Annotated in this window: 18 protein-coding genes; 6 read left to right on the forward strand and 12 right to left on the reverse strand. The window is 52.3% G+C overall.

The features are described 5' to 3' along the window. Nucleotides 1-445: 445 nt before the first annotated feature. A complete protein-coding gene (locus H8K47_RS12330) occupies nucleotides 446-1,084 on the forward strand; it encodes an FMN-binding negative transcriptional regulator (protein WP_186881714.1) in 639 nt (212 codons plus the stop codon). A gap of 50 nt (nucleotides 1,085-1,134) precedes the next feature. Here H8K47_RS12330 and H8K47_RS12335 read toward each other — a convergent pair whose 3' ends face one another. From H8K47_RS12335 to aptA, 7 genes are all read right to left on the reverse strand, one after another. After that, the gene (locus H8K47_RS12335; RefSeq protein WP_186881715.1) at nucleotides 1,135-2,382 is read right to left on the reverse strand and encodes a Zn-dependent hydrolase; all 1,248 of its coding nucleotides are present in this window, start codon (nucleotides 2,380-2,382) and stop codon (nucleotides 1,135-1,137) included. A 22-nt stretch (nucleotides 2,383-2,404) separates the two neighbouring features. Then, nucleotides 2,405-3,823, reverse strand: coding sequence for a dihydropyrimidinase (gene hydA, locus H8K47_RS12340; protein ID WP_186881716.1), 1,419 nt, complete (start codon nucleotides 3,821-3,823; stop codon nucleotides 2,405-2,407). Between the two features lie 54 nt (nucleotides 3,824-3,877). Then, nucleotides 3,878-5,329 (reverse strand): NCS1 family nucleobase:cation symporter-1, encoded by a 1,452-nt coding sequence (locus tag H8K47_RS12345; protein WP_186881717.1) that lies wholly within the window; start codon nucleotides 5,327-5,329, stop codon nucleotides 3,878-3,880. Nucleotides 5,330-5,600: 271 nt separating this feature from the next. Then, a complete protein-coding gene (gene preA, locus H8K47_RS12350) occupies nucleotides 5,601-6,884 on the reverse strand; it encodes an NAD-dependent dihydropyrimidine dehydrogenase subunit PreA (protein ID WP_186881718.1) in 1,284 nt (427 codons plus the stop codon). Between the two features lies 1 nt (nucleotide 6,885). Then, nucleotides 6,886-8,271, reverse strand: coding sequence for an NAD(P)-dependent oxidoreductase (locus tag H8K47_RS12355; protein ID WP_186881719.1), 1,386 nt, complete (start codon nucleotides 8,269-8,271; stop codon nucleotides 6,886-6,888). 118 nt (nucleotides 8,272-8,389) lie between these two features. Further along, on the reverse strand, nucleotides 8,390-9,889 hold the full coding sequence (locus H8K47_RS12360; RefSeq protein ID WP_186881720.1) for a CoA-acylating methylmalonate-semialdehyde dehydrogenase: 1,500 nt from the start codon (nucleotides 9,887-9,889) through the stop codon (nucleotides 8,390-8,392). 2 nt (nucleotides 9,890-9,891) lie between these two features. Continuing rightward, nucleotides 9,892-11,202, reverse strand: a complete 1,311-nt coding sequence (gene aptA / locus H8K47_RS12365) for an omega-aminotransferase AptA (RefSeq protein ID WP_230410198.1) — start codon at nucleotides 11,200-11,202, stop codon at nucleotides 9,892-9,894. Nucleotides 11,203-11,361: 159 nt separating this feature from the next. Here aptA and H8K47_RS12370 point away from each other — a divergent pair, with 159 nt between their 5' ends. From H8K47_RS12370 to tsaD, 5 genes are all read left to right on the forward strand, one after another. Further along, a complete protein-coding gene (locus tag H8K47_RS12370) occupies nucleotides 11,362-12,795 on the forward strand; it encodes an aminotransferase-like domain-containing protein (protein ID WP_186881721.1) in 1,434 nt (477 codons plus the stop codon). 1 nt (nucleotide 12,796) lies between these two features. After that, complete coding sequence (locus H8K47_RS12375; RefSeq protein ID WP_186881722.1) at nucleotides 12,797-13,483, forward strand: TetR/AcrR family transcriptional regulator; 687 nt, start codon at nucleotides 12,797-12,799, stop codon at nucleotides 13,481-13,483. A 218-nt stretch (nucleotides 13,484-13,701) separates the two neighbouring features. Beyond that, a complete protein-coding gene (locus H8K47_RS12380) occupies nucleotides 13,702-15,813 on the forward strand; it encodes a putative bifunctional diguanylate cyclase/phosphodiesterase (RefSeq protein WP_186881723.1) in 2,112 nt (703 codons plus the stop codon). A gap of 193 nt (nucleotides 15,814-16,006) precedes the next feature. Beyond that, nucleotides 16,007-19,396 (forward strand): PAS domain S-box protein, encoded by a 3,390-nt coding sequence (locus H8K47_RS12385; protein WP_186881724.1) that lies wholly within the window; start codon nucleotides 16,007-16,009, stop codon nucleotides 19,394-19,396. Nucleotides 19,397-19,446: 50 nt separating this feature from the next. Beyond that, nucleotides 19,447-20,475 carry a tRNA (adenosine(37)-N6)-threonylcarbamoyltransferase complex transferase subunit TsaD gene (gene tsaD, locus H8K47_RS12390; protein ID WP_186881725.1) on the forward strand — a complete coding sequence of 343 codons (1,029 nt, stop codon included), beginning with the start codon at nucleotides 19,447-19,449 and terminating at the stop codon, nucleotides 20,473-20,475. A gap of 65 nt (nucleotides 20,476-20,540) precedes the next feature. Here tsaD and H8K47_RS12395 read toward each other — a convergent pair whose 3' ends face one another. The 5 genes from H8K47_RS12395 to H8K47_RS12415 form a co-directional block, all read right to left on the reverse strand. Beyond that, nucleotides 20,541-21,014 (reverse strand): cache domain-containing protein, encoded by a 474-nt coding sequence (locus H8K47_RS12395; protein ID WP_230405198.1) that lies wholly within the window; start codon nucleotides 21,012-21,014, stop codon nucleotides 20,541-20,543. A gap of 152 nt (nucleotides 21,015-21,166) precedes the next feature. After that, complete coding sequence (gene plsY, locus H8K47_RS12400; protein ID WP_186881726.1) at nucleotides 21,167-21,772, reverse strand: glycerol-3-phosphate 1-O-acyltransferase PlsY; 606 nt, start codon at nucleotides 21,770-21,772, stop codon at nucleotides 21,167-21,169. A 100-nt stretch (nucleotides 21,773-21,872) separates the two neighbouring features. Beyond that, complete coding sequence (gene ybaK, locus H8K47_RS12405) at nucleotides 21,873-22,376, reverse strand: Cys-tRNA(Pro) deacylase (protein ID WP_186881727.1); 504 nt, start codon at nucleotides 22,374-22,376, stop codon at nucleotides 21,873-21,875. Nucleotides 22,377-22,459: 83 nt separating this feature from the next. Then, on the reverse strand, nucleotides 22,460-23,440 hold the full coding sequence (gene xerD, locus H8K47_RS12410; RefSeq protein WP_186881728.1) for a site-specific tyrosine recombinase XerD: 981 nt from the start codon (nucleotides 23,438-23,440) through the stop codon (nucleotides 22,460-22,462). Continuing rightward, a complete protein-coding gene (locus H8K47_RS12415) occupies nucleotides 23,412-23,912 on the reverse strand; it encodes a methylated-DNA--[protein]-cysteine S-methyltransferase (protein ID WP_186881729.1) in 501 nt (166 codons plus the stop codon). The genes xerD and H8K47_RS12415 overlap by 29 nt, the downstream gene beginning before the upstream one ends. Between the last annotated feature and the right edge of the window lie 388 nt (nucleotides 23,913-24,300).

Raw genomic sequence — 24,300 nt, forward strand, 5'->3', positions numbered from 1 at the left:
ACCTTGAGCACATCTGAGCAAGTCCGCCTCTGCAAGCAGCAGGCAAACTCCGTTGTTGCTGCGCGCCGCAATGGATTTATCACGCTACGACTAAGACTCGCTTGACTGGCCGCGCGTCCACCGGTGGCAGCCAGTAAGCATACAGGCCGCCGCTGGATGTCACAACTAAGGTGCATCCTTACACTAACCCGCTGATCACGCATCGTCGCGCTGTATCGCAGCGCACGCCTCCCGATTGAGGCCTTTATCATGGCCGACAAGCTGCTGTGCCGGTTGCAATCACCATTTGCTTCCGGCGCAGTTTGTGGCAAACACAGCTTCCCGAAAAAACGCTATATCTGTAACGCAAGTAGCCCACCATTCATGGCATGATGTGTCAATTGCAGTTCCCGTTTCAGCACCCAACACCCATCCATACCAACGCAATCAGGAGTCCTTCAACACCATGTACATGCCAGCCGCCTTCAACGAAAACCGGCCTGAAGTATTACACGGATTAATACGCGCTTATCCGCTGGGCAGCCTGGTCAGCCACAGCAATCAGGGTTTAACTGCAGATCATATTCCTATGCTGATGCTGCCGGCGAATGCCACCCATCCGCAAGGCAGGCTGATCGCGCACGTGGCGCGTGCCAATCCGGTCTGGCAGCAGCAGGGCGAAGTCATGGTGATATTTCAGGGGCCGCATGCGTATATCACGCCAGCCTGGTATGAAGAAAAGCAGCAAAGCGGTGCGGTGGTGCCAACTTATAACTATGCCGTAGTACATGTGCATGGCAAGCTGCAAACCGTCGATGACAAGACTGACTTCCTGCACATACTGGAGCAACTGACCGATCACTTTGAAGCGCAACGCAGTCGTCCCTGGCGCGTTAGTGATGCACCAGCTGACTACATACAAACGCTGATGGAAATGATCGTCGGTATAGAAATTCCAGTAGAACGTATTACCGGAAAATGGAAAACCAGCCAGAATAAGTCGGTACAAAACCGTAGCAATATCGCTGCGGGTTTGCGTGAACAAAACGACAGCGCGGCGCAGGCACTGGCGCATATCACGGAACAACAATTATTTGGTGCATAAAAAAATCCGCCAGTCCTACAATTGGCGGATTCTGCATACACGGTCGCAATTTAGTTCTGCACGACACCTGCACTCGCCAGCATCGCATGCAATAAGACATTGCAACCCGCGGCCAGATGTGCAGGCTGCGCATCTTCGATTTCATTGTGGCTGATGCCATCTTTGCAGGGCACAAAGATCATGCCGGATGGCGCCAGTCTTGCCGTGTAAATCGCATCGTGCCCGGCACCGGACACCACATCCATCGTGCTGTAACCCAGTGCGGCTGTGGCGTTGCGCACCGCCTCCACACAATCGGGATGGAAGGGGCAAGGTGGATAATACGAAACCCGTTCCGCATGAATTTTCAGGCCGGTATCACGGCTGCGTTGTTCGATAAAGGCCAGAATTTCCTGATGCATGGTATCGAGTAATTCAGCCGTGACATTGCGTAAGTCCATACTGAATTTCACTTCACCCGGAATGACATTACGGCTGTTCGGAAACACCTGCACCATGCCCACGGTACCACGCCCATAAGGCGGATAGCGGTTACCGATATTCACCACTTCCTGCATGATGCCGGTTGCGACCTGCAAAGCATCCTTGCGTAAGCCCATAGGCGTCGGCCCTGCATGCGCCTCCATACCGGTCACGGTGCAATCGTACCAGGACAAACCCAACACACCGGGAACCACACCGATGACTTTTCCTGCATCTTCCAGTACCGGGCCCTGCTCTATATGCGCCTCAAAATAAGCGCCGACAAGATGCTGTCCTGGCACCTGATCACCCAAATAACCGATGCGTTGTAACTCATCTTTCACGCTCAGACCGGCGGTGTCGGTCGCGGCATACGCATGCTCCAGACTGAAAGCGCCGCAAAACACGCCTGAGCCCATCATCACCGGTACGAAGCGCGACCCTTCTTCATTAGTCCAGAACGCCACTTCCAATGGCGCCTCCGTTTCTATCTGATGTTCATTCAAGGTACGTATCACTTCCAGCGCCGCCAGCACACCGTAATTGCCATCAAATTTACCGCCGGTCGGCTGGGTATCAATATGACTGCCAGACATCACAGGCGGCAATGCCGGGTTGCGTCCTGCGCGCCGCATAAACACATTGCCGATCTGATCGATAGTGATACTGAGTCCGGCTGCCCTGCCCCAGGACACGACCAGATCACGTCCCTGTTTATCCAGATCGGTCAGCGCCAGCCGTTTTACGCCCCCTTTTTCAGTCGCACCGATCTGCGCCAGTTCCATCAGTGACTGCCACAATCGTTCCTGATTAATACGTAACTGCTGTACGGACATCGTGCTTCTCCTTGATATGCAATCAATACGCACTGCGCATTTTATCCATCGCCGCAAACACGGCAGAATACGGCGGCCGCTTCACATACTGACCGGCTCCGGCCACGGCACGCAAGTCACCCAGCTGATATGCCAGCCTGCCGCCGCTGATGGTATGCGTCGGCACACCCCGGACCTGGCGCCCTTCAAACACATTGAAATCGCCGCGTGAAAACTGGGTCTTCACCGACAAAGTTCTGCTGGCGGCCGGGTCCCATAACACCAGATCAGCATCGGAACCTGCAGCAATCACACCTTTACGTGGATAGATATTGAAGATCTGGGCGCAATTGGCGGAAGTCACACGCACGAATTCAGACGGCGTGAGTTTGCCACTGTTGACCCCGGCATCCCACAGCACCATCATGCGTTCTTCTATGCCGCCGCAACCATTGGGAATACGTGTGAAATCATCTTTACTAGCCGCTTTCTGAGCCGCACAAAACGTGCAGTGATCGGTCGCTGTCGTGTGCAGATTCCCACTCTGCAAACCCTGCCACAAGGCTTGCTGGTGGTGCGCCGCGCGGAATGGTGGACTCATCACATGGGCGGCAGCCTGAGCAAAATCGGTTTGCTGGTAAACGCTGTCGTTCACGGTCAAATGTCCGGCCAGCACTTCGCCAAACACGCGCTGCCCCTTGCTGCGGGCAAGTGTGATCGCAGCCAGCGATTCCGCACACGACACATGGACGATGTATAGCGGCGTATGCAGCACATCGGCAATCGCAATCGCGCGCTGTGCAGCTTCTGCTTCCACCACCGGAGGCCGTGATAGCGGATGCGAAGCAGGCCCGGTTTTTCCCTGTGTCAGCAAGGCTTGCTGCAGGCGGTAAACCAGCTCTCCGTTTTCCGCATGCACGGTTGGCATTGCGCCCAGTTCCACCGCGCGCGAAAAGCTGTTAACCAGAATTTCGTCATCAGCCATGATGGCGTTTTTGTAGGCCATGAAATGCTTGAAGCTGTTGACGCCATGCTCCTGCACCAGCGTTCCCATATCACGATGTACGCTGTCATCCCACCAGGTAACCGCAACATGAAAAGAATAGTCGGCGGCAGATTTTTCAGCCCAGCTGCGCCATTGCTGAAACGCCGCCATCAGACTTTGCTGAGGATCGGGAATCACAAAGTCGATGATGCTGGTCGTACCGCCAGCAAGCCCGGCGGCAGTACCGCTGAAAAAATCATCCTGTGTGACCGTGCCCATGAAAGGCAGCTGCATATGCGTATGCGGATCTATACCGCCTGGCATCACATACAAACCACCGGCATCAATGACTTCAGCACCGGCCGGTGCCTCAAGTTGGGCTGCTACTGCCAGAATTTTTCCGCCTTCGCATAGGACGTCGGCGCGAAATTCTGTGTCCACATTCACTACCGTACCACCACGTATCAAGATACTCATCGCAACTCCTGAAACAAGACGACATCGACCACCCGGCTGACTGCCAGCCGGAATTCAAGCTGCGCGCTTGCCTTTCATCAGCAGCAAATACATCACACCTGACAGCATCAAACCCAGAAACCAGGCATAGGTGTACAGGGTTTTCCAAAACTCAGAAATATCAGGGAAAGAAGCTGGAAAGGCGGCATTCAAAAAGCCCGGTATATTCGGCAATACGCCCAGAATGAAGGCAGCCACCGCAGCCCTGTTCCAGCCATTTTGATAGCTGTATATGCCCTGCTCCTGATACAGCGCCGCGACCTCAATACGGGTGCGGCGGATAAAGTAGTAATCGATAATCAGGATACCGGCTATCGGCCCCAGCAACGCCGAGTAACCGATCAGCCAGGTAAAGATGTATCCCTGGGTCGTTTCCAGTATCTTCCACGGCATCATCACCAGCGCGATCCCCGCCGTGATATAGCCACCGGTTTTATACGAAATTTTTTCCGGATTCAGCGCAGAAAAGTCGTAAGCTGGCCCCACCAGATTCGCAGCCAGATTCACGGAAACGGTATCGATCAGCAGGATAATCAAGGCCACCAGCACCGCCGCACCTGTCATGCGGCTGGCCAGATCAACCGGATCCCAGATTGCTTTGCCATATAAAACAACGGTAGCCGAAGTCACAATCACCGCCAGCAAAGCCAGCAAACCCATAGGCGCAGGCAGACCGATGGTCTGGCCCAGCACCTGATCGCGCTGGGATTTGGCGAAACGCGTAAAGTCAGGAATATTCAAAGCCAGCGTAGCCCAGAAACCTATCATGGCCGTGAGTGAGGGCCAGAAGCTGCTCCAGAACTGACCAGCTTTTTTGCCACCTTCAGCGAACTGCGAGGGTTGATCCAGGATAGGGCCAAAGCTGCCGGCCTTCTGATAAACCCAGCCCAGCAAGACAAAGCAGATCAGGATTTTGAGCGGTGCGGTATAGGTTTCCAGCTGGCGGATCGCTTCCATGCCATGAAAGATGTACCAGAACTGTATGCCCCAGAACAGCAGAAAACAAATCAGCTGAGCAGTATTGATACCGAGTCCGGGTAAGACATCGCTCCCCAGCGGATGTCCGAGTAAGACCCCGCCCAGCGTGTATATCATCTGACCGCCAAACCAGGTCTGAATCCCATACCAGCCACAGGCCACGATGGCACGCATCAGCGCTGGCAAACGCGCGCCTTGTACACCAAATGAAGTGCGTGCCAGCACCGCATACGGGATGCCGTATTTAGCACCGGCATGACCGATCAGCAGCATGGGGATCAACACGATGGCATTGGCAATAAATACGGTACTGACAGCCTGCAAAGCAGACATGCCGCCTTCGATCAGGCTTGCCGCCAGCGTATAAGCGGGGATGCACATCACCATCCCAACCCACAAGGCGGCGAAATGGAACCAGCGCCAGTTACGCTGCGCCTCCGTGGTTGGCGCCAGGTCCTCATTCCACAGCCGTCCACTTTCAGTATGCATTATTGGTCTCCTACAAAATTCGGTTTAAGTGTTGAAACGGTGTACCGCCATGCCGGGTTTGCCAGCAAGCCCATACACGCAAAAATTGTTCCGGCCGCCTCCGCCTGGCAGCAAGGTCTGCACTGGCAGGCTGGTCAGCACACAGCATTGCAGCATACTACGCTTGCCTGCACACGACGTTCTGTTTTTTGTCAGCATGGCCGACATTTCAACACCTAAGCATGACGAGGCTGGACCAGCCACCGTCACGGACTTCCTCAGTATCTGCAGCTCAGGATTGCGACTGTAGGTCAGCACGTGGGTTACGCGGGTCCTGCGTCCAGTTCATGTAAGGCTTACCGCTATCTTGCGGCACCATACTGATACAACCTTCTACCGGACACGTGATCTGACACAGATTGCAGCCCACGCATTCCTCCGCCTTAACTTCATAGCGACGGCCATTCTCTGCCGTGATCAGTTGGGCGATAGACTGATGGGAGGTGTCTTCACAGGCCACATAACAACGGCCGCACTGTATGCATGCATCCTGATTGATGTGGGCAATCACCTGGTAATTCATATCCAGATATTTCCAGTCTGTGGTTTGCGGTACCGCTTTGCCACAAAAGTCTGCGATGCTGGCGTAGCCTTGTGTATCCATCCAGCGTGACAAACCATCCTTCATTTCATGCACTATCCGGAAGCCGTGTAACATCGCTGCGGTGCAGACCTGCACCGAACCGGCACCCAGTGCGATGAATTCAGCCGCATCCCGCCAATTACCGATACCACCTATACCGGACAACGGCAGACCGCGCGTGGCAGGGTCACGGGCAATTTCTGCCACCATATTCAGCGCGATTGGTTTGACTGCACTGCCGCAGTAACCTCCGTGGGTACTTTGATGGCCGACTATCGGTCTTGCCACCATCTGCTCCAGATCGATGGAAGTAATCGAATTGATAGTATTGATCAACGACACCGCATCCGCCCCACCCGCCAGTGCCGCCCGCGCCGGAACCCGGATGTCGGTGATATTCGGCGTCAGTTTGACAATCACCGGCAAGGAGCAATACTGTTTGCACCAGCGTGTAATCATTTCTACATACTCAGGAACCTGGCCAACCGCAGCCCCCATGCCACGTTCCGGCATACCGTGCGGACAGCCGAAATTGAGTTCTATGCCATCTGCGCCGGTCGCTTCCACCAGCGGTAAAATACGCTTCCAGCTGGCTTCATCGCAGGGATACATCAGCGAGACTATCATGGCGCGATCCGGCCAGTCCTTTTTGACTTGCGTGATTTCGCGCAGATTGATCTCCAGGCTACGGTCGGTAATCAACTCGATATTATTAAACCCGATGACCTCACGGTTTTTACCGAAGTGCGCGGAATAACGCGAAGAGACATTCACCGGTGGCGGATCTTCACCCAGGGTTTTCCATACCACGCCGCCCCATCCGGCTTCAAACGCACGCACCACGTTGTAAGCCTTATCGGTCGGTGGCGCAGAGGCCAGCCAAAACGGGTTAGGCGCCTTAATACCCGCAAAATGAATCGACAGATCAGCCATATCACACCTTCGCATTCAGATCAGAATGGATCGCCAGCGCAGCCAGCTTTCCGTGTTGTACCGCCTGCACCGTTAAGTCTTGTCCGGCAGCGATGCAGTCGCCGCCCGCATACACGCCGTCCAGGCTGGTGCGATATTGCGCATCAACCCGGATTTTGTCGTGCTCAATTCGGATATCGCGCGCATCGCCAGCGCTGAAGGTTTGCGTATCCAGCGTCTGGCCTATCGCTTTAAAGATTGCCTGCGCCGGAATATCTGTGACGACCCCATCGGCAATCAGACGCCCCGCATGCTCGCGCGTTTGCACCACGCGCAGTCCGCTCACCTGGCCCTGCGCATTCAGCAACACTTGCTGCGGCTGTTGCCAGGTCATGATTCTGACCTGGTGATCACGCGCAATCGATTGCTCATGTGCGGTGGCAGACATCTGCTGTGCACCACGGCGATACACCAATGTCACCTGCTCTGCACCCAGACGGGAAATCTGCACCGCCATGTCGATTGCTGTGTTACCGGCACCGATCACCACACATTGTGCAGGCAGTGCTAAACCGGATAAATCCTGACTCTGGCGCAGTTCAGCGATATAGTCGACCGCAGCTAACATACCCGGCGCATCTTCCTCTGCCAAACCAAGACGGCGGCTGGAACCCAAGCCTATCGCGAGAAACACCGCATCATAATCCCTGCGTAAATCGTTCAGATGAATATGCTGACCGAGGGTCTGATTGCACAGAATGCGGATGCCGCCTATACCCAGCAGGAATTCGATTTCACGCTGCGCCGTGTCCTGCACCAGCTTATAGCGAGCGATGCCGTATTCATTCAGGCCTCCCGCTTTGGCTTGCGACTCATAGATCACCACGTCATGACCATGCATGGCTAACTGATGCGCACAGGCCAGTCCAGCCGGCCCCGCGCCAACGATAGCAATGGTTTTGCCAGTCGCAGCTGCGCGTTGAAATGGGTGAGAAGTGAAGCCGGCATGATCGAGCGCATAGCGTTGCAAGAGGCCGATACGCACCGGTGCCGCCTCGCTGTCATGATTACGTACACAGGCATGCTCACACAAGATCTCGGTGGGGCACACGCGCGAACAACTCGCTCCCAGTATATTTTGCTGCAAAATGCCAGTCGCTGCGCCCTGCAGATTGCCGCTGGCGATGTTCTGTATGAAAGAAGGAACATCAATTTCTGTCGGGCAGATGCGGGTACAAGGCGCATCGTAGCAGTACAGACAACGTGCACTTTCGAGCGCAGCCTGACGCGCATTCAGCGGTGGCTGTAAATCATTGAAGCGATTGAGCAGTTCAGTCTGTCCTGCTGAGTTTGATGCTGAAGCTGATGCTGCTGAGGTTGAGGCAAGATGCTTTAAGGCTTCCAACATGGGTGGCTCCTATCGTCATTGCTACATATACATAGGTACATCCTGAAACATGAATCAACTTAAGTGCTCAATTGCGCTGCCAGACCTGCAGTTCAACCGCAAGCCTGGCAATGCAAACTTACTTCATCTGCGGAAAAGCAAATTCTGTACCTTTACTGACACTATCCGGCCAGCGCTGCATCACGGCTTTGAGACGGGTGTAGAAACGCACGCCCTCAGGGCCATAAATATGATGATCACCGAACAGGCTGCGCTTCCAGCCACCGAAGCTGTGAAATGCCATCGGTACCGGCAAAGGCACATTCACACCGACCATGCCGACCTGTATCATCCTCACAAATTCACGGGCAGTACCGCCGTCGCTGGTAAATACAGCAACGCCGTTGCCATATTCATGCTGATTAATCAGTTCAGCCGCTGCCGCCATATCGGGCACCCTGAGTACACATAAGACCGGGCCGAAAATCTCCTGACGATAAATACTCATCTCAGGCGTCACATGATCAAACAGGCTACCACCGGTAAAAAAGCCCTGCTCACAACCTGGTACCACATAGCCGCGCCCATCCACCACCAGCGTCGCGCCTTGCTGCACACCTTCAGTAATTAAGTGTTCTATGCGCTGTTGTGCGGCTTTGGTGATCACCGGCCCCATCTCTGCGTCAGCGACTTTGCCATGGTTGACTTTCAGCAGGCGTACGCGTTCTGCCATGCGCTCTACCAGCGCATCAGCCGTGCTGCCCACTGCCACCGCAACCGAAATCGCCATGCAGCGCTCACCCGCAGAGCCATAGGCCGCACCCATCAAGGCATCGACCGCCATATCCAGATCGGCATCCGGCATGACGACCATATGATTCTTGGCACCGCCGAGTGCCTGTACCCGTTTGCCATTGGCGCAGCCACGCGCATAAATCGCTTCAGCAATCGGCGTGGAACCGACGAAGCTGACCGCCTGTACATCAGGATGATCCAGCAATGCATCCACCACTTGCTTATCCCCCTGCACGACATTGAATACCCCATCCGGCAAACCGGCTTCGCGCAGCAAGCGCGCATGCAACAATGAAGGTGAAGGATCACGTTCTGAAGGTTTCAAAATAAAGGTGTTCCCGCAGGCCAGTGCAATCGGGAACATCCACATCGGCACCATGACCGGGAAATTAAATGGCGTAATCCCGGCCACCACTCCCAGTGGCTGGCGCATGCTGCAGGCATCGATGCCACGCGCGATTTGCTCGGAATACTCCCCTTTCAGTAATTGTGGAATACCAATCGCAAACTCCACGACTTCGATGCCGCGTGCGATTTCACCTTTGGCATCGGCCGTGGTTTTGCCATGTTCACGCGTCAGTATGTCGGCCAGTTCATCGCTGTGCTGATGCAAGAGATTCAGGTAATTCATCAGTATGCGCGCGCGTGCCAAGGCTGGTGTATTGGCCCAGCCGGGAAAAGCCTGTTTGGCCGCAGCAACCGCCAATGCCACATCGTCTGCATCGCCCAGCGCCACTTGTCCCTGCACTGTGCCATAAGCCGGATTAAAGATATCGGCGTAACGTGGCAAACGGCTCTGATGCAGGCTGCCATGGATAAAATGTTCTACTTGATAGGTCTTCATGCTTAGGCCAGGTTTTTGAGGATTTGATGTAATTTACCGAACAGCAGATCGATATGTTGTTTTTCCAGGATCAGCGGCGGCGACAAGGCGATGATGTCGCCCGTGGTTCTGACCAGCACACCTTCTGCAAAGGCTTGCTTATAAGCCGCCATCGCACGTGCACCTGGCTTACCAGGAATAGACTCCAGCTCGATCGCACCGATCAGGCCGACATTACGTAAGTCAATCACATGCGGCAATCCTTTGAGCGAGTGCAGTGCATCTTCCCAGTACGCCGTCATGCTCTGCGCATGCTCCAGCACCTTCTCTTCTTTAAAGACCTGCAGCGAAGCCAGTCCGGCAGCGCAAGCTAATGGGTGGCCGGAATAGGTATAGCCGTGGAAGAATTCAATACCGGCCGGACTTTGCATGAGCGTGTCGTAAATTATGGAACGGCTAAATACGGCCCCCATAGGCACCACACCATTGGTCAGCCCCTTGGCCGTCGTCATCAGATCGGGCCGCACATCAAAGAAATCGGCTGCAAACGGCGTCGCCATGCGGCCAAAACCAGTGATCACTTCATCAAAAATCAGTAGGATGCCGTGCTTGTCACACAGTTCACGCAAGCGTTTCAGATAGCCTTTCGGTGGCAGAATCACACCAGCCGAACCAGACAAGGGCTCGACGATGACAGCGGCAATAGTGGAGGCATCATGCAAGGCGACGATACGTTCCAGTTCATCCGCCAGGTGGGTACCGTACTCTGGTAAGCCACGGCTAAACGCATTTTTTTCCAGATTATGGGTATGTGGCAGATAATCCACGCCACCCAGTAAATTCCCAAAATGTTTGCGATTCGCGGGCAAGCCACCAACCGACATACCGCCAAAGCCGACACCGTGGTAACCACGTTCACGGCCGATGAAGCGGGTACGCTGCGCCTCACCACGCACACGGTGATAAGCGAGCACCATCTTCATCGCTGTATCCACCGCTTCCGATCCGGAATTGGTGTAAAACACCTGACCAAACTGATGGCCGCTGAAAGCGATCAGTTGTTCCGCCAGTTCAAACGCGTCCGGATGGCCCATCTGGAATGCAGGTGCGTAATCCAGTGTCGCCACGGCTTGCTGTACCGCACGCACAATGGTCGGATGCGAGTGTCCCAGCGGCACACACCACAGACCGGCGGTGCCATCCAAAATTTCACGTCCCTGCTGATCGCGGTAATACATCCCAGACGCCGATGCCACCACGCGCGGCGCTTCTTTGTAGTCCCTATTTGCCGTGAATGGCATCCAATAGGCATTGAGCTGTTGTTTGTTAAGCATACGCTGTCCCCTGAAAGAATTTACCAAGTGGTAAAAATATGTTGAAATCTTAAATAAGCTTATGCAGGCGTGACATATACAGCGAGCACTCATTTTCCCAACCGTACAGGCAAAGACAGCTGTACAGTCAGAACCATCTTCACATCAAAAGGGATCGCGATGGACGTGATTGAACAAGCAGCCGGGCCGGACGACGCCATACAGCAGTGGCCCAGACTACGTCTGGAGCGTCGCAAAGCCACTAGTCTGGTCGAGCAGATCGTGCAAGAAGTCAGCCTGCTAGTCAAACAACAGTCACTGACTCAGGGCAGCAAAATGCCTTCGGTGCGTCAGTTTGCGAAGTGTAATGCGGTCAGCACTTTCACTGTGGTGGAATCCTATGAGCGGCTGATCACGCTGGGCTTACTGAGCTCGCGCCGTGGCTCCGGTTATTTTGTAAACCGGCCTGCCAATCTGGTCAGTCCGGCTGCACCCAGCCCACAGCTGATACAGGATGCGCTGAGTCCGGATTTGTATTCCGGCGTGTCGACGGCCTTGCCAGTCGGTTCCGGCTGGCTGCCACCAGAATGGGTTGGCGACGACACCTTGCTCGATTCGGTACGACAAGCAATGCGCATTCCGAGCCAGCGCATGCGCGGTTATGGCAATCCGCTAGGTTTTCCCAGCCTGCGCCAGCATCTGGCGCAGACCTTGTCTCAAGATTTATTCGCTGTCGATTCCGAACAGATACTGCTTACACATGGTGCGACCCATGCCTTTGATCTGATCCTGCGCACTCTGTGCAAAGCGGGTGATGTGGTCCTGGTGGAGACTCCGGGTTACAGCAATCTGATCTCTCTGATACGTCATCATGGCTGTATACCGGTCGGCATACCGCGCGATGCCAGCGGCCTGCAACTGGATGTGCTGACAGAAAAAGCCGTGCTGCATCAGCCTAAAATCATGTTCGTCAACACGGTGCTGCACAACCCACTCGGCACCAGTCTGAGCCAGCCGCAGGTCCATCGCCTACTCGCGCTGGCTGAGCAATTCGATTTCTGGCTGGTAGAAGATGATATTTACCGTGAATTATGCCCTCGTCCTGAGCCTTCGCTGGCGGCCATGGATGGCTTGCGACGCGTGATACGGGTAGGCAGTTTTTCCAAGGTGTTGTCGCCTGCACTGCGGGTCGGTTCAATCTGCGCCTCGCACTCGCTCACCGGTGAACTGTTACGGGTCAAGATGCTGGCCGGGCTGACGACCTCAGAAATCAATGAGCGCGCCGTATTGCATGCACTCAGCTCCAGCCAATACCGTCGCATGACAGAAAGGCTAAAACGGCAGCTGGATCAGGGGCAGTTAAGAGCGCAGGAAATATTGCAATGCGCCGGCCTGCAACTGCTGGCACAACCGCGTGGGGGCATGTTTGTCAGTGCCGGTTTGCCCAACGCGACACAGAGCGTGCATCAGCTCACGCAACAGGCACAAGAGGCCGGCATATTACTGGCACCGGATCATTTCTTCAGCCTGCAGGAATCGCCCTATCCATGGTGGCGCTTTAATATCGCCTGGTGTGATGCGCCCTTATTGCAGCAATTTCTGCGGAGTCTGTGAGATGGAGAGGCGCACAGAGAAACGTACGAATGAGCGTACAGAAAAGCAGAGCGATCTGCGCGACCAGACCGAGGCCAGGATCATGCGCTGTGCCATTGAAGTATTTGCTGAATCCGGTTACGCAGGCAGCAGTCTGGCAAATATTGCGGACAGAGCAGGCTTATCGAAACAAAATCTGCTCTACTATTTTTCCAGCAAACAAGCCTTATACCTGTGCGTACTCGATCAGATACTCGATCAATGGCTGGAAAAAATGGACATCCTGGCAGACGACAGTCAGGAGCCGGCTAGTCTGCTTCGCAGCTATATTGCCGCTAAACTCAGATTTTCCCGGGAGCAGCCTCAGGCGTCGCGTGTATATGCGATGGAGGTCATCAGCGGTGCGCCTGTGTATGGCCATGCGATGCAAAAGAAAATCCTGCCCCTGATGCAAAAAGACATCGCCATCTTTGAACGCTGGATCAGCGAAGGGAAAATGGCTGCCCTCAATCCGGCTCATCTGTTGTTTTCCATCTGGGCCATGACCCAGTCATATGCGGACTTCTCAACACAGATGGGACTGGTGCTCGGTCATCAGGCCTTACAGGATCAGGATTTCGACGAAGCTGAAGAATTAATTACCGGGCTGGTGCTGAGTCGCCTGCTCCCCTTTTCTGCGGGTAGTAAAGAACTTAAAAAATGTCGATGATGCTGTGAAGTAAGGATATACTTTTGTACAGGTTCGACACTGATATCCAAGCGCCACGGGCGTAAGATAGCCCTTTGTTAAACAGCTAGTACAGATTCGCTATCCATGGGTACGCTGATTCAGATCTCACCAGCTAACTCATTACCTATCCTCTTAACCGGGGAGCAGCGACTAATTTCTGCCTGACACATTACTCCAGCACGAATGGGAAACCAGCCTTGTTAGAAAAACTGATCAACCAACTAGGATTCCGTCGCATCGGCGTTCGGCTTGCTATCAGCTATGGCTTACTCCTGATACTGATCGCGGCGCTGATACTCATGCCATTTTCACAAATACAGAAAATGACAGCCAGAAATAAGGAATTCACTCAAAAAGAAATGCGCAGCCTGCTTGATGTGCAGGCGCTGAGCCTTTCTGCCGAGAGCGTCAGTAATGCCCTGTTGCAGTTACTGACTTCCAGTCGTGAAAAACGCGAAATTGAGTACGCGCTTGTGGATGTCAAAAATCGCCAGATCACGGATCTGATCGAATCGTTGGAAAGTAATCTGACCGATCAGATGCAGCTGGACAACCTGCAAAGACTGAAACTGCGTAAGGAAAACTACTACCGCATCTTCAATGAGATGGTCAACCAGCTCGAAGATCAGGGGCAGGAAATCGCTAAACAGACTTTCGTCGAAGATGTACAGCCTGCCCTGTCAGCTTTACTGCAAGAGTCAAAAATCCTGCTCGACTATGAACAAAAACTGGTACAACAGCATCAGTTGCAATCCCAGGATGAACTGGAAAAAACTGGCCTGCTGGTGATTATTCTTTCTTCAGTCATCATCCTGTTTGCCGCCGTTCTCGCCTGGCTGACCACACGCAGCGTGATCAAGCCCTTAGCTATCCTGGAGCAAAATGCACTAAGGATTGCCTCCGGCGATTATAAGTCCCAGGTTCCTGCCAGCAATACAGAAGAAGTGACCCGGGTAGGGACGGCATTAAATCTGATGTCAGCAGCGATTGCGCAGCGCGAAAGTGACATCGAGCAGTTTGCCTACTACGATCCCATCACACATCTGCCGAACCGTACCTACTTGCTCAAAGCCTTTGAACACAGAGAGCTGGAACACTACGGGATGATACTGATGGATTTGGCGCGTCTGAAAACCATTAATGAAACCCTGGGTTTCGACACGGGCGACTATGTCATCGCTGATGTCGCCAAACGTATCCAGGAAGTCGTGAAAACCGGCGATACAAAACAGACAGGCTTACTGAGTAAACTCACGGGTGGCGCTTTTGCTTTACTCTTCCCGGCACAACATAAAGACACTGTGACAGAACTGTTTGAACGGATTGATGCTGCCATGGGCCAGCCTGTACGCTGTCATCAACATGCCGTTGATGTGAGTCTGGTCTATGGTTTTGCTATCGTCACTGAACAAAAAATCAGTCTGATCAGTCTGATGCGCAATGCGGAAGTCGCCTTGTATGCAGCCAAACGCTATACACGGCAAAGCGCTTGGTATAACGATGCACAGGAAGCATCGCGCCTTAGCCACTTAAGCCTGTTGTCTGATTTACGCTCCGCTGTCAAGGCGTCTGAACTACAAATGTGGTTACAACCCAAACTCAATCTGCAAAATGGACGCATCTACGGATTTGAGTCACTGGTGCGCTGGCAACATCCTGAACGTGGTTTTATCTCTCCGGCAGAATTCATTCCATTTGCTGAAAAAACCGGTTACATTGGCATCGTCACACAATGGATGCTGGACAGCGCCTTACTTAAACTCCATGCATGGAAACAGCATTACCCGGATCTCAGTATCGCAGTCAACGTCAGCACTTATGATTTACGTGACCGCAGCTTCCCTGAGCGCGTTGTCAGTCTGCTCAAAAAATATGATGTCGCCCCCCATCTGCTCAAAATTGAAATGACAGAAAGCGGCATCATGGAAGATCCGCAAGCGACAATAGAATTACTCAACAGGCTCAGAGATACTGGTGTAGGTCTGTCTATTGATGATTTCGGCACAGGCTATTCATCACTCGCCTATTTGCAAAAATTGCCGGTCAATGAATTGAAAATCGATCGCAGCTTTGTATCGGACATTCAGCATGCTGACGCTACTAAGAAATTAGTCAGAACCATCATCGAAATGGGGCATGGTCTGAATCTGCACGTCGTGGCAGAAGGGATAGAGCAGGAACAGGAAAAAATAACCCTGTCTGAACTTGGTTGTGACGCCATGCAAGGCTATCTTCTCAGCAAGCCCTTGTACGGTAACTCTTTGCAAGAGTGGATGCACTTACACATACCACTGTCGCAAAAAACATAATTCTCTTGTTTTTAGCCTGCATTTCCCCGAAAAAGAAATGACTTTCCTATTACTATTATGTAAATGAAGTATTTCTGAAGCAAAGTGATTTTTTCGATCGCAGCAAAGTGCAGGGCCTAAAGCCTGATTTATCGTTTGCATCGTTCAGGAATATTTACTCAGCCCCGAACTCACCTGATAGCCAGTTTAAGTTATGCAGCCACCGGACCTACCCCATGACGAAAAACTACGCCTTAAAACACTGAGGCAATGTGGCTTACTCGATACGCAGCCGGAAGAGCGCTTCGATCGGCTCACCAGGCTGGCACAACAACTGTTTCAATGCAAAATAGTCTTAATTTCTTTAATTGACGCCAATCGTCAGTGGTTAAAATCAAAACAGGGCCTGGATATCGTTGAAACCTCCAGAGATATCTCCTTCTGTGGGCATACCATACTCTCGTCTGAATTGCTGTTGGTCGGCGACGCGACCAAAGATCCGCGTTTTCAGGATAATCCTCTGGTCGTAGATACGCCGTATATCCGCTTTTACGCAGGCGCTCCGTTACATGCACCAAACGGGCAGAGACTGGGCAGCCTGTGTTTAATCGATGATCAGCCGCGTCAGCTGAGCGAGCATGAAGAGAAACTGCTGTGTGAACTTGCTGCTTGCGTAGAACATGAAATTGCCAATCAACAGGCACAACGCCAGCATGATGCACTGCTGACATTGACCCGTATCACATCGCTGAGCTTTGAAGATCCGATTACGCTGTTACGCGAGACGCTGGCACTGGGTTGCCAGTATTTACAGCTCACCACCGGCGTGATATCGCATAAGCTGCCAGACGACAGAATGGAAATCCTGGTGCAGCATCCCGAGACTTGTGACAATCTGGAAGGGCAAATTTTCCCGCGCTCGCAAACCTACTCCGACCTGGTCAGCCGTGAACATGGCGTGTTTTCAGTAGAACATGTGTTTGCCAGTCCCTACCGCCTGCATCCCAGCTATCTGCAATTTAAGCAGGAAACCTATATCGGTATTCCTTTGTTCATGGATGGCAAGCGCTATGGCACACTGGGATTTTCAGATAAAGTTGCCCGGGCCAATCCTTATTCCGGTACGGAAAAGGAGTTCATCAATATTCTGGGCGACTGGGTCAATGCAACGCTGCGGCGCATGGAGTTAAACCGCTCACTCGCTATGCAGGAATTGATGAATGCCGCGATTGCAAAAGCTCAGACGCAATTCATCAAAGGTAAAGAACGCAGCAAAGGTTTTGATACCTTACTTGAAGACATGCTGCGACTCACAGAGAGTGCATTTGGCTTTGTAGGTGAAGTCTTGTATGACAAACTGCATGCGCCTTATTTGAAAACCTACTCCATCACCGATATCGCCTGGAGTCAGACATCCAAAGATTTCGTTGAAAAGAATCTTGCAAATGGTCTGGAGTTCACCAATACCCGGACTTTATTTGGACAAGTCTTGCTAACGCAAGAAATCGTGATTGCGAACGATGTCAAAAATGATCCCCGCTCTATGGGCGTTCCGCAAGGGCATCCTGAACTCAACACTTTTTTGGGTATACCGGTGCATCATGATGGCAAATTACTGGCAATGATAGGCCTGGCGAACCGCAAGGGTGGTTATAGCAAGGAGCTGGCTGATTTTCTGCAGCCTATGCAAATCACCTTAGGCCAGCTGGTCAACGCCGATCGCATACAGCGTCAGCATGAAGAGAGTGAAAAGCGGCTCGCCAATATCATCGAGGGGACTAACATAGGCACCTGGGAATGCCATATTCCCTCCGGCAATGCCATCTTTAATGAACGCTGGGCGGAAATGCTGGGTTATACGCTGGAAGAATTGTCTCCCACAACGACACAAACCTGGCTGAATCTGTGCCACCCCGATGACCTGAAAATCGCGAGTCGCTTATTGCAACAGCATTTCAGCGGTGACGTGCCTTACTATGACCTGACGACACGTCTGCGTCACAAAAACGGACACTGGATATGGGTCAGAGATCGGGGTTGCGTCGTCAACTGGGGCGAAGACGGCACACCTTTACTGATGTCTGGCAGTCACCAGGACGTGACCCAGGAGAGGCTCGCAGAAGAAAAACTCGCCCACGCCTATGAGTTGTTGGAACAGTCGAATGCTGCCGCACGTATCGGTACCTGGGAATATGATTTGGCAAACCAAAAACTGTATTGGAGTAAAGTCACACGACAGATACATGAAGTGGCGCCTGACTTCGATTGTGATAAAGAACAGGCGTTGAACTTCTACAAAAAAGGCCGGCACAGGGAACGCATTCAGGCGCTGCTGCACGATGCAGTAACTAAGGGTCAAAAATTTGACGATGAATTCAAAATCATCACGGCCAACGGCAACGAACGCTGGGTGCGTGTGATCGGCCTGGCACAGTTCAAGGATTACCAGATCCACAAACTGTACGGCATTTTTCAGGATATCAGCACCACCAAAGCCAGCGAACAGGCGATGCAAGATCAGGCTGCACACACGCAGGCAATACTCGACAACGTGCTCGACGGGATTATCACCGTCAATCATAAAGGTAAGATAGACGCCGTGAATCCGGCTGCGGCGAATATCTTTGGCTACCAACGCGATGAATTGACCGGACAGCATTTCAGCGTGCTTTTGCCTGAGCATGCACAAGTCACCGCACATCTTTTTCAGGGACGCGCCCTGGACGAGCATGCGGTATTGGGCGCCGCAAAAGAAATCGAAGCACGCAGAAAAGACGGTAATGTATTCCCGCTCGATCTGTCCGTCTCTGCCGTAACCCGTCAGGGGCGCCCCCTCTACATAGGATTGATGCGCGATATTACTGAACGCAAACGGCTGGATAGAATTAAGAGTGAATTTATCTCTACTGTCAGCCATGAGTTACGCACCCCACTGACCTCCATTTCGGGCGCACTCGGCTTATTATTGGGTGGCGCAACCGGTACCTTGCCGGACAGCCTGACACCGCTGCTGAATATCGCAAGTAAAAATAGCCAGCGTCTGACCTATCTGATTGATGATTTACTGGACATGGAAAAGCTCAGCGCAGGCAAAATGCACTTCCATATCCAGCAATTGGCCCTAATCCCCTTACTGCAACAATCCGTCGAAACGAATACCACCTTTGGTGCACAGAGGCAGATAAGCCTGTCTATCAATGAACCTGTACCTGAAGTCCTGATTTCTGTCGATAGTCAGCGTTTCATGCAAATTATTTCTAACTTGCTGTCCAACGCCATTAAATATTCGCCTCAACAAGAAACCGTGACTATTTCAACCAGTTTGCAGAATGACTATGTGCGTATCAGTGTCACGGACCGGGGCAATGGCATTCCAAAGGAATTCAGAAGCAGAATTTTTCAGAAATTTGCACAGGCAGATTCGTCTGATACCCGTGAAAAAGGTGGAACCGGTCTGGGCCTGGCCATTACGCGTGAACTGGTTGAACATATGGGAGGACAGGTGGGTTTCGAATCCATACCTGGTCAGGGTGCTACTTTTTATTTTGAATTGCCCTACCAATTGCCGGCTCAGATTCACGCTAAAACCCCGACGAAGGTATAATCGCGCCTTTGCATGCCGACCTGGCATGTCGTCATTTTTGAGTATTTCCTATGATAGTTTTAGGCGTTGAATCTTCCTGTGATGAAACCGGACTGGCTCTGTATGATACCGAGCACGGTCTGCTTGCCCATGCCCTGCATTCACAGATCGCGATGCATCAGGAATATGGCGGCGTGGTACCAGAGCTGGCCTCACGCGATCACGTTCGTCGCGCACTACCCTTGCTGCAGGAAGTGATGCAAAAGTCGGGCAAGCACAAGCAAGATATCGATGCGATCGCCTATACCCAGGGCCCGGGCCTGGCTGGGGCACTGCTGGTCGGTGCCTCGTTTGCCTGCGGCCTGGGGATGGCGTTGAATAAACCTGTGCTGGGTGTACATCATCTGGAGGGGCATTTGCTGTCGCCCTTACTCGCGACACCTGCGCCAGCATTTCCATTTATCGCCTTACTGGTCTCGGGAGGCCATACCCAATTAATGCGGGTCGACGGTGTGGGCCAGTACCAGTTGTTGGGTGAAACCCTGGATGATGCGGCAGGCGAAGCTTTTGATAAATCGGCAAAATTACTTGGTCTGGACTATCCAGGCGGCCCCGCCATTTCAGCGATGGCGGAACGTGGTCAAACCGGGGTTCACCTCTTCCCGCGCCCCATGCTGCATTCCAAAGATTTTAACTTCAGCTTTTCCGGTCTGAAAACAGCAGTGCTGACCGTCGTCAAAAAGTCCGAATCACCGTTGAGCCAGACTGACAAGGAAAACATCGCGCGTGGCTTTGTAGAGGCGATTGTGGATGTGTTGGTCGCTAAGTGTGTAAATGCCATGAAGCACACGGGCTTAAAGCGACTGGTGATTGCGGGAGGTGTGGGTGCTAACCGTCAGCTTAGAGAAGCGCTGAATGCTGCCGCCAGCAAAAAACGCTTTGCGGTGTATTACCCTGAATTACAGTTCTGTACCGATAACGGTGCGATGATAGCCTTTGCAGGAGCAATGCGTCTGAAAAACAATCCTGCACTGGCGACGACTGATTATGGTTTTAATGTGCGCCCGCGCTGGCCATTGCAGGAGCTCGAACCGGCATAACAAGGCTGCCAGCCTGTCCATGCCTTGCATTGTCAATCCGCACCCAGCAAGGACAGGCTGAGCACTTATTCTTTTTTGTAGACCCCACAACCTACAATCACACCCTCGTACTTTTCGACATACATGGATTTCGGCTCTATCTGCTTAGAAACCGGGTTGACGAATTTGTAATCTTGCCAGCCACTGCCTTTCTTTTTCACTAGTTCTATGCGCTCACGTACGAAGTACTTGCCATCGGCATCTTTCAGATCGGAGAGATCTTTGCCTATCATCTTGGGATTGATATGGGCGAGATTTTTACCGTTGAGGTCATACACAACGATGTACAGATCACGGTCCTGATACTTCCCATCTTTTTTATTTACGTCAGCGACGGTACTATCAACACCATTTTTTTTCATACTGTCTATCGCCCGCTGTACCATGGCTTTTGCTTCAGCTGGCGTCCCCTGCTCCTGCGCCCATACCAAAGCAGCGCTTAAGCAGCTCGCGAACAACAACATTTGCAAAAAATTTTTGAACTTGGGGAATGTCATCATCACTGCACTCCTGGAAAACATAAACAAATCCGGATCTTGCTACTTGATGATAGTTGAAGAATTACTAAATTGAAACTTTATTTAACTGGCGACAGTAATATGCGTCTTTGCCACGAGAGCGCCAGGCTCTCATGGCGTCGATGTGATTCAGTTTATTTCTTTTTGCTGCCGATTTTGCTTTCCTTACCTGCCATCAGATTCGCGATGTTCTGACGATGGCGATAAATCAGTAAGCCACTCATGATCAATACCGCCAACATCATCGGGTCGGGGCCAAACAAAAATCCATAATACAAAGGCGCAAACAGAGAAGCCATCAAAGCCGCCAGCGAAGAGTAACGGAAAGCGTAGGCAATGATCAGCCAGGTCGCCAGCGTTGCCAGTCCCAGCCACGAATCAATACCGATCAATACCCCGGCCGCAGTCGCCACGCCTTTACCACCGATAAACTTGAAAAAGACCGGCCATAAGTGTCCAATAAACACAGCCAGTGCCACGCCCGCCAACGCCATCGTGTCCAGGCCAAACTGCGCACTGAAATGCTGTGCCAGCCAGACCGCAAACCAGCCTTTGAGCGCATCGCCTAGTAAGGTCAGAATTGCCGCAGCTTTATGACCGCTGCGCAGCACATTCGTTGCACCAGGATTCTTGGAACCATAAGTGCGCGGATCAGATAAACCAAAAGCATGGCTGACTACGACAGCAAAAGAAACAGAGCCAATCAGATAGGCAAGAAGTATTGCAATTAAGGTGTACATTTTTTCCTTCAGATGTGAGCGGTTACATGGCCGGACTACGATGCAGTTTGCAGTTCCACCCCGATGTAAAGCCAGAATTCTATCCTATACCGGACTGAAATTACTCTTCTAATGCACAATGCACGGCCTGTGCAGATAGTGCATCAGTCAGAATCTGCGGTGCAATTCCTATCAGATAACCGCGGCGTCCGCCGTTAATGTAGATACGTGGCAGATGCAATATGCTTTCCTCGACAAACACAGGCATACTCTTTTTCGTGCCAAAAGGTGAAGTCCCGCCGATCAGATAGCCAGAATGCTTCTGGGCGACTTCGGGCTTACAAGGCTCTATGCTTTTGCGGCCAGTCTGGCGGGCGAGATTTTTAGTCGATACTTTACAATCGCCATGCATGAGTACGACCAAGGGTTTCGCCGTTTCATCCTGCATCACTAAGGTTTTGATTACACAATGCTCATCCACCCCTAGCTCCCGGGATGAGACCGCTGTACCGCCATGCTCTTCATAAGCATACGGATGCTCCGAATAACTGAACCCTTTTTTCTTCAGAAACTGTGTCGCCGGTGTTTCTGATACATGCTCTTTTTTTGCCAACTTTTCCTCCATACTGAATTGTTCATTTCCGCGAATCCGGTACGTATAATCGATCAGGTGAATGAGGCATCCTGACTTTAACCTTGATCTTATCGCTAAGCCCTGGGATGATGCAGTGCATGCAGTTGTTTCAGGCGCTCTTTAGCCACATGTGTATAAATCTGCGTAGTGGTGATATTCGCATGACCAAGCAACAGCTGAACCACGCGCAGGTCTGCACCGTGATTCAGCAGGTGTGTCGCAAACGCGTGCCGCAAGGTGTGTGGTGATAGCGATAAACGGATACCAGCCTGCGCTGCGTATTTTTTGATCAGTACCCAAAACATTTGCCTTGTCATGGCGGTACCACGTGCAGTGACAAATAAGGCATCGTCGATTTGCCCCTGCAATATGGCAGGGCGCGCCGTTTGCAGATACCGCTCTAACCAACTGCGCGCATGTTCGCCAAATGGTATCAGACGCGTCTTATTGCCCTTGCCAGTGACGCGCAGCACACCTTCGTTTAAGCCCACCTCGGTGGTTTTGAGTTGCACCAGTTCACTGACGCGCAGACCACAGGCATACATTAACTCTATCATCGCCCGGTCACGCAAGCCAATCGCACTATCATCCGGCGCTTGTATCAGCGCCTCCACCTGTGCTTCACTCACAGACTTGGGGAGTTTTTGTGCTGCCTTGGCAGAACGCAGCTGTTCAGTCGGATTCTCGCTCAGGCTGCCAGCGCGTACCGCAAGCTGATAAAACCGTTTGAGTACGCTCAGGCGACGGTTGGCACTGCTGGATTGCGAGCCGGGATTCTTTTCAGACAAGTAGTCATTTAATTCTGCACTTCCGACCTGGTACAGATCACTGACTTCATGTTGCTGCAGCCAGGCAGCAAAAAAACGCAGGTCACTGCGATAGGCTTCTATCGTATTTTTAGAGAGTCCCTCTTCCAGCCATAGCAAGTCACAGAAATTGTCTATCTGCGTCTGGACCAGCACACTCAGTGCGATCGTCTGCACCGGTGCCCGGCCACGGCGACGGGCCGCCAGCTCAGCCGTGTTCTTAAGTGCCATACTGAGTGAGGCCTTCATGGGCCAGTAACCAGCGTTTTACGCCAAGATGAAAACCACTTTCATCATCATGATGCGAAAAACCACCCAGGCCAGTTGCAGCGGTAACCCGATGGCAGGGAATCACCAGCGGATACCAGTTGGCACCACATGCCTGACCGACCGCGCGTGGCGCCGACCGTATCTGTCGTGCGACCTCGCCATAGGTGAGTACGCTACCGCAAGGGATTGCTGCAATTGCTCGCCAGACGCGGTTCTGGAACTCACTGCCACGGGGCTGCAAAGGTAGGGAAAAGCGAAAATGCGCATCATCGAAATAGGCCAGCAATTGCTGATGTATTTGCAAATTCAGGGCATCTGAAGGCGCTTTTTCTTCAAAACGTGCGGGTAAATACACCAGTTCGCTGAGTAAGTCATTTGCCGTGCGTATGCCTACCGCGCCGAAAGGAGCGCGGACAATTGAGTCAAACAATTCGGATTCAGCTTTTGTCATATCTGGTCTTGGCAATATGTAAATGAGGCATCCAAAGGAGAACACTGTACGGGGCGGGTTTGTGTATCCAGCCAGTCCGGGTTGGCGTTTGCCCTATCCCAGCGTCACTATATTAACAGGCTAGGCTCACCAAAGAAAAAAGGCGCATCTGCCGATGCGCCTTTAAAAATTTTTCGCGTTTTTTGCTGTTTAGTTGGCTGGCACAGGCCAGTCACTCAGCTTATATGAAAAACGCGCGTCTCCTCAGTGTACGGTATGAGTACCGTTTTTTTGCACTACCGCCTTATAAATCTGCACTGCGAAATTCTGAACTGCGCAGAATATAGCATGGCGAAATACCAGTGACAAAAAAAACTAAGTAAAAATACGGCATTGTTGCAGAAATGTA

Source organism: Cognatundibacterium rugosum, assembly GCF_014284365.1.
Classification (GTDB): Bacteria; Pseudomonadota; Gammaproteobacteria; order Burkholderiales; family Burkholderiaceae_D; genus Undibacterium; species Undibacterium rugosum.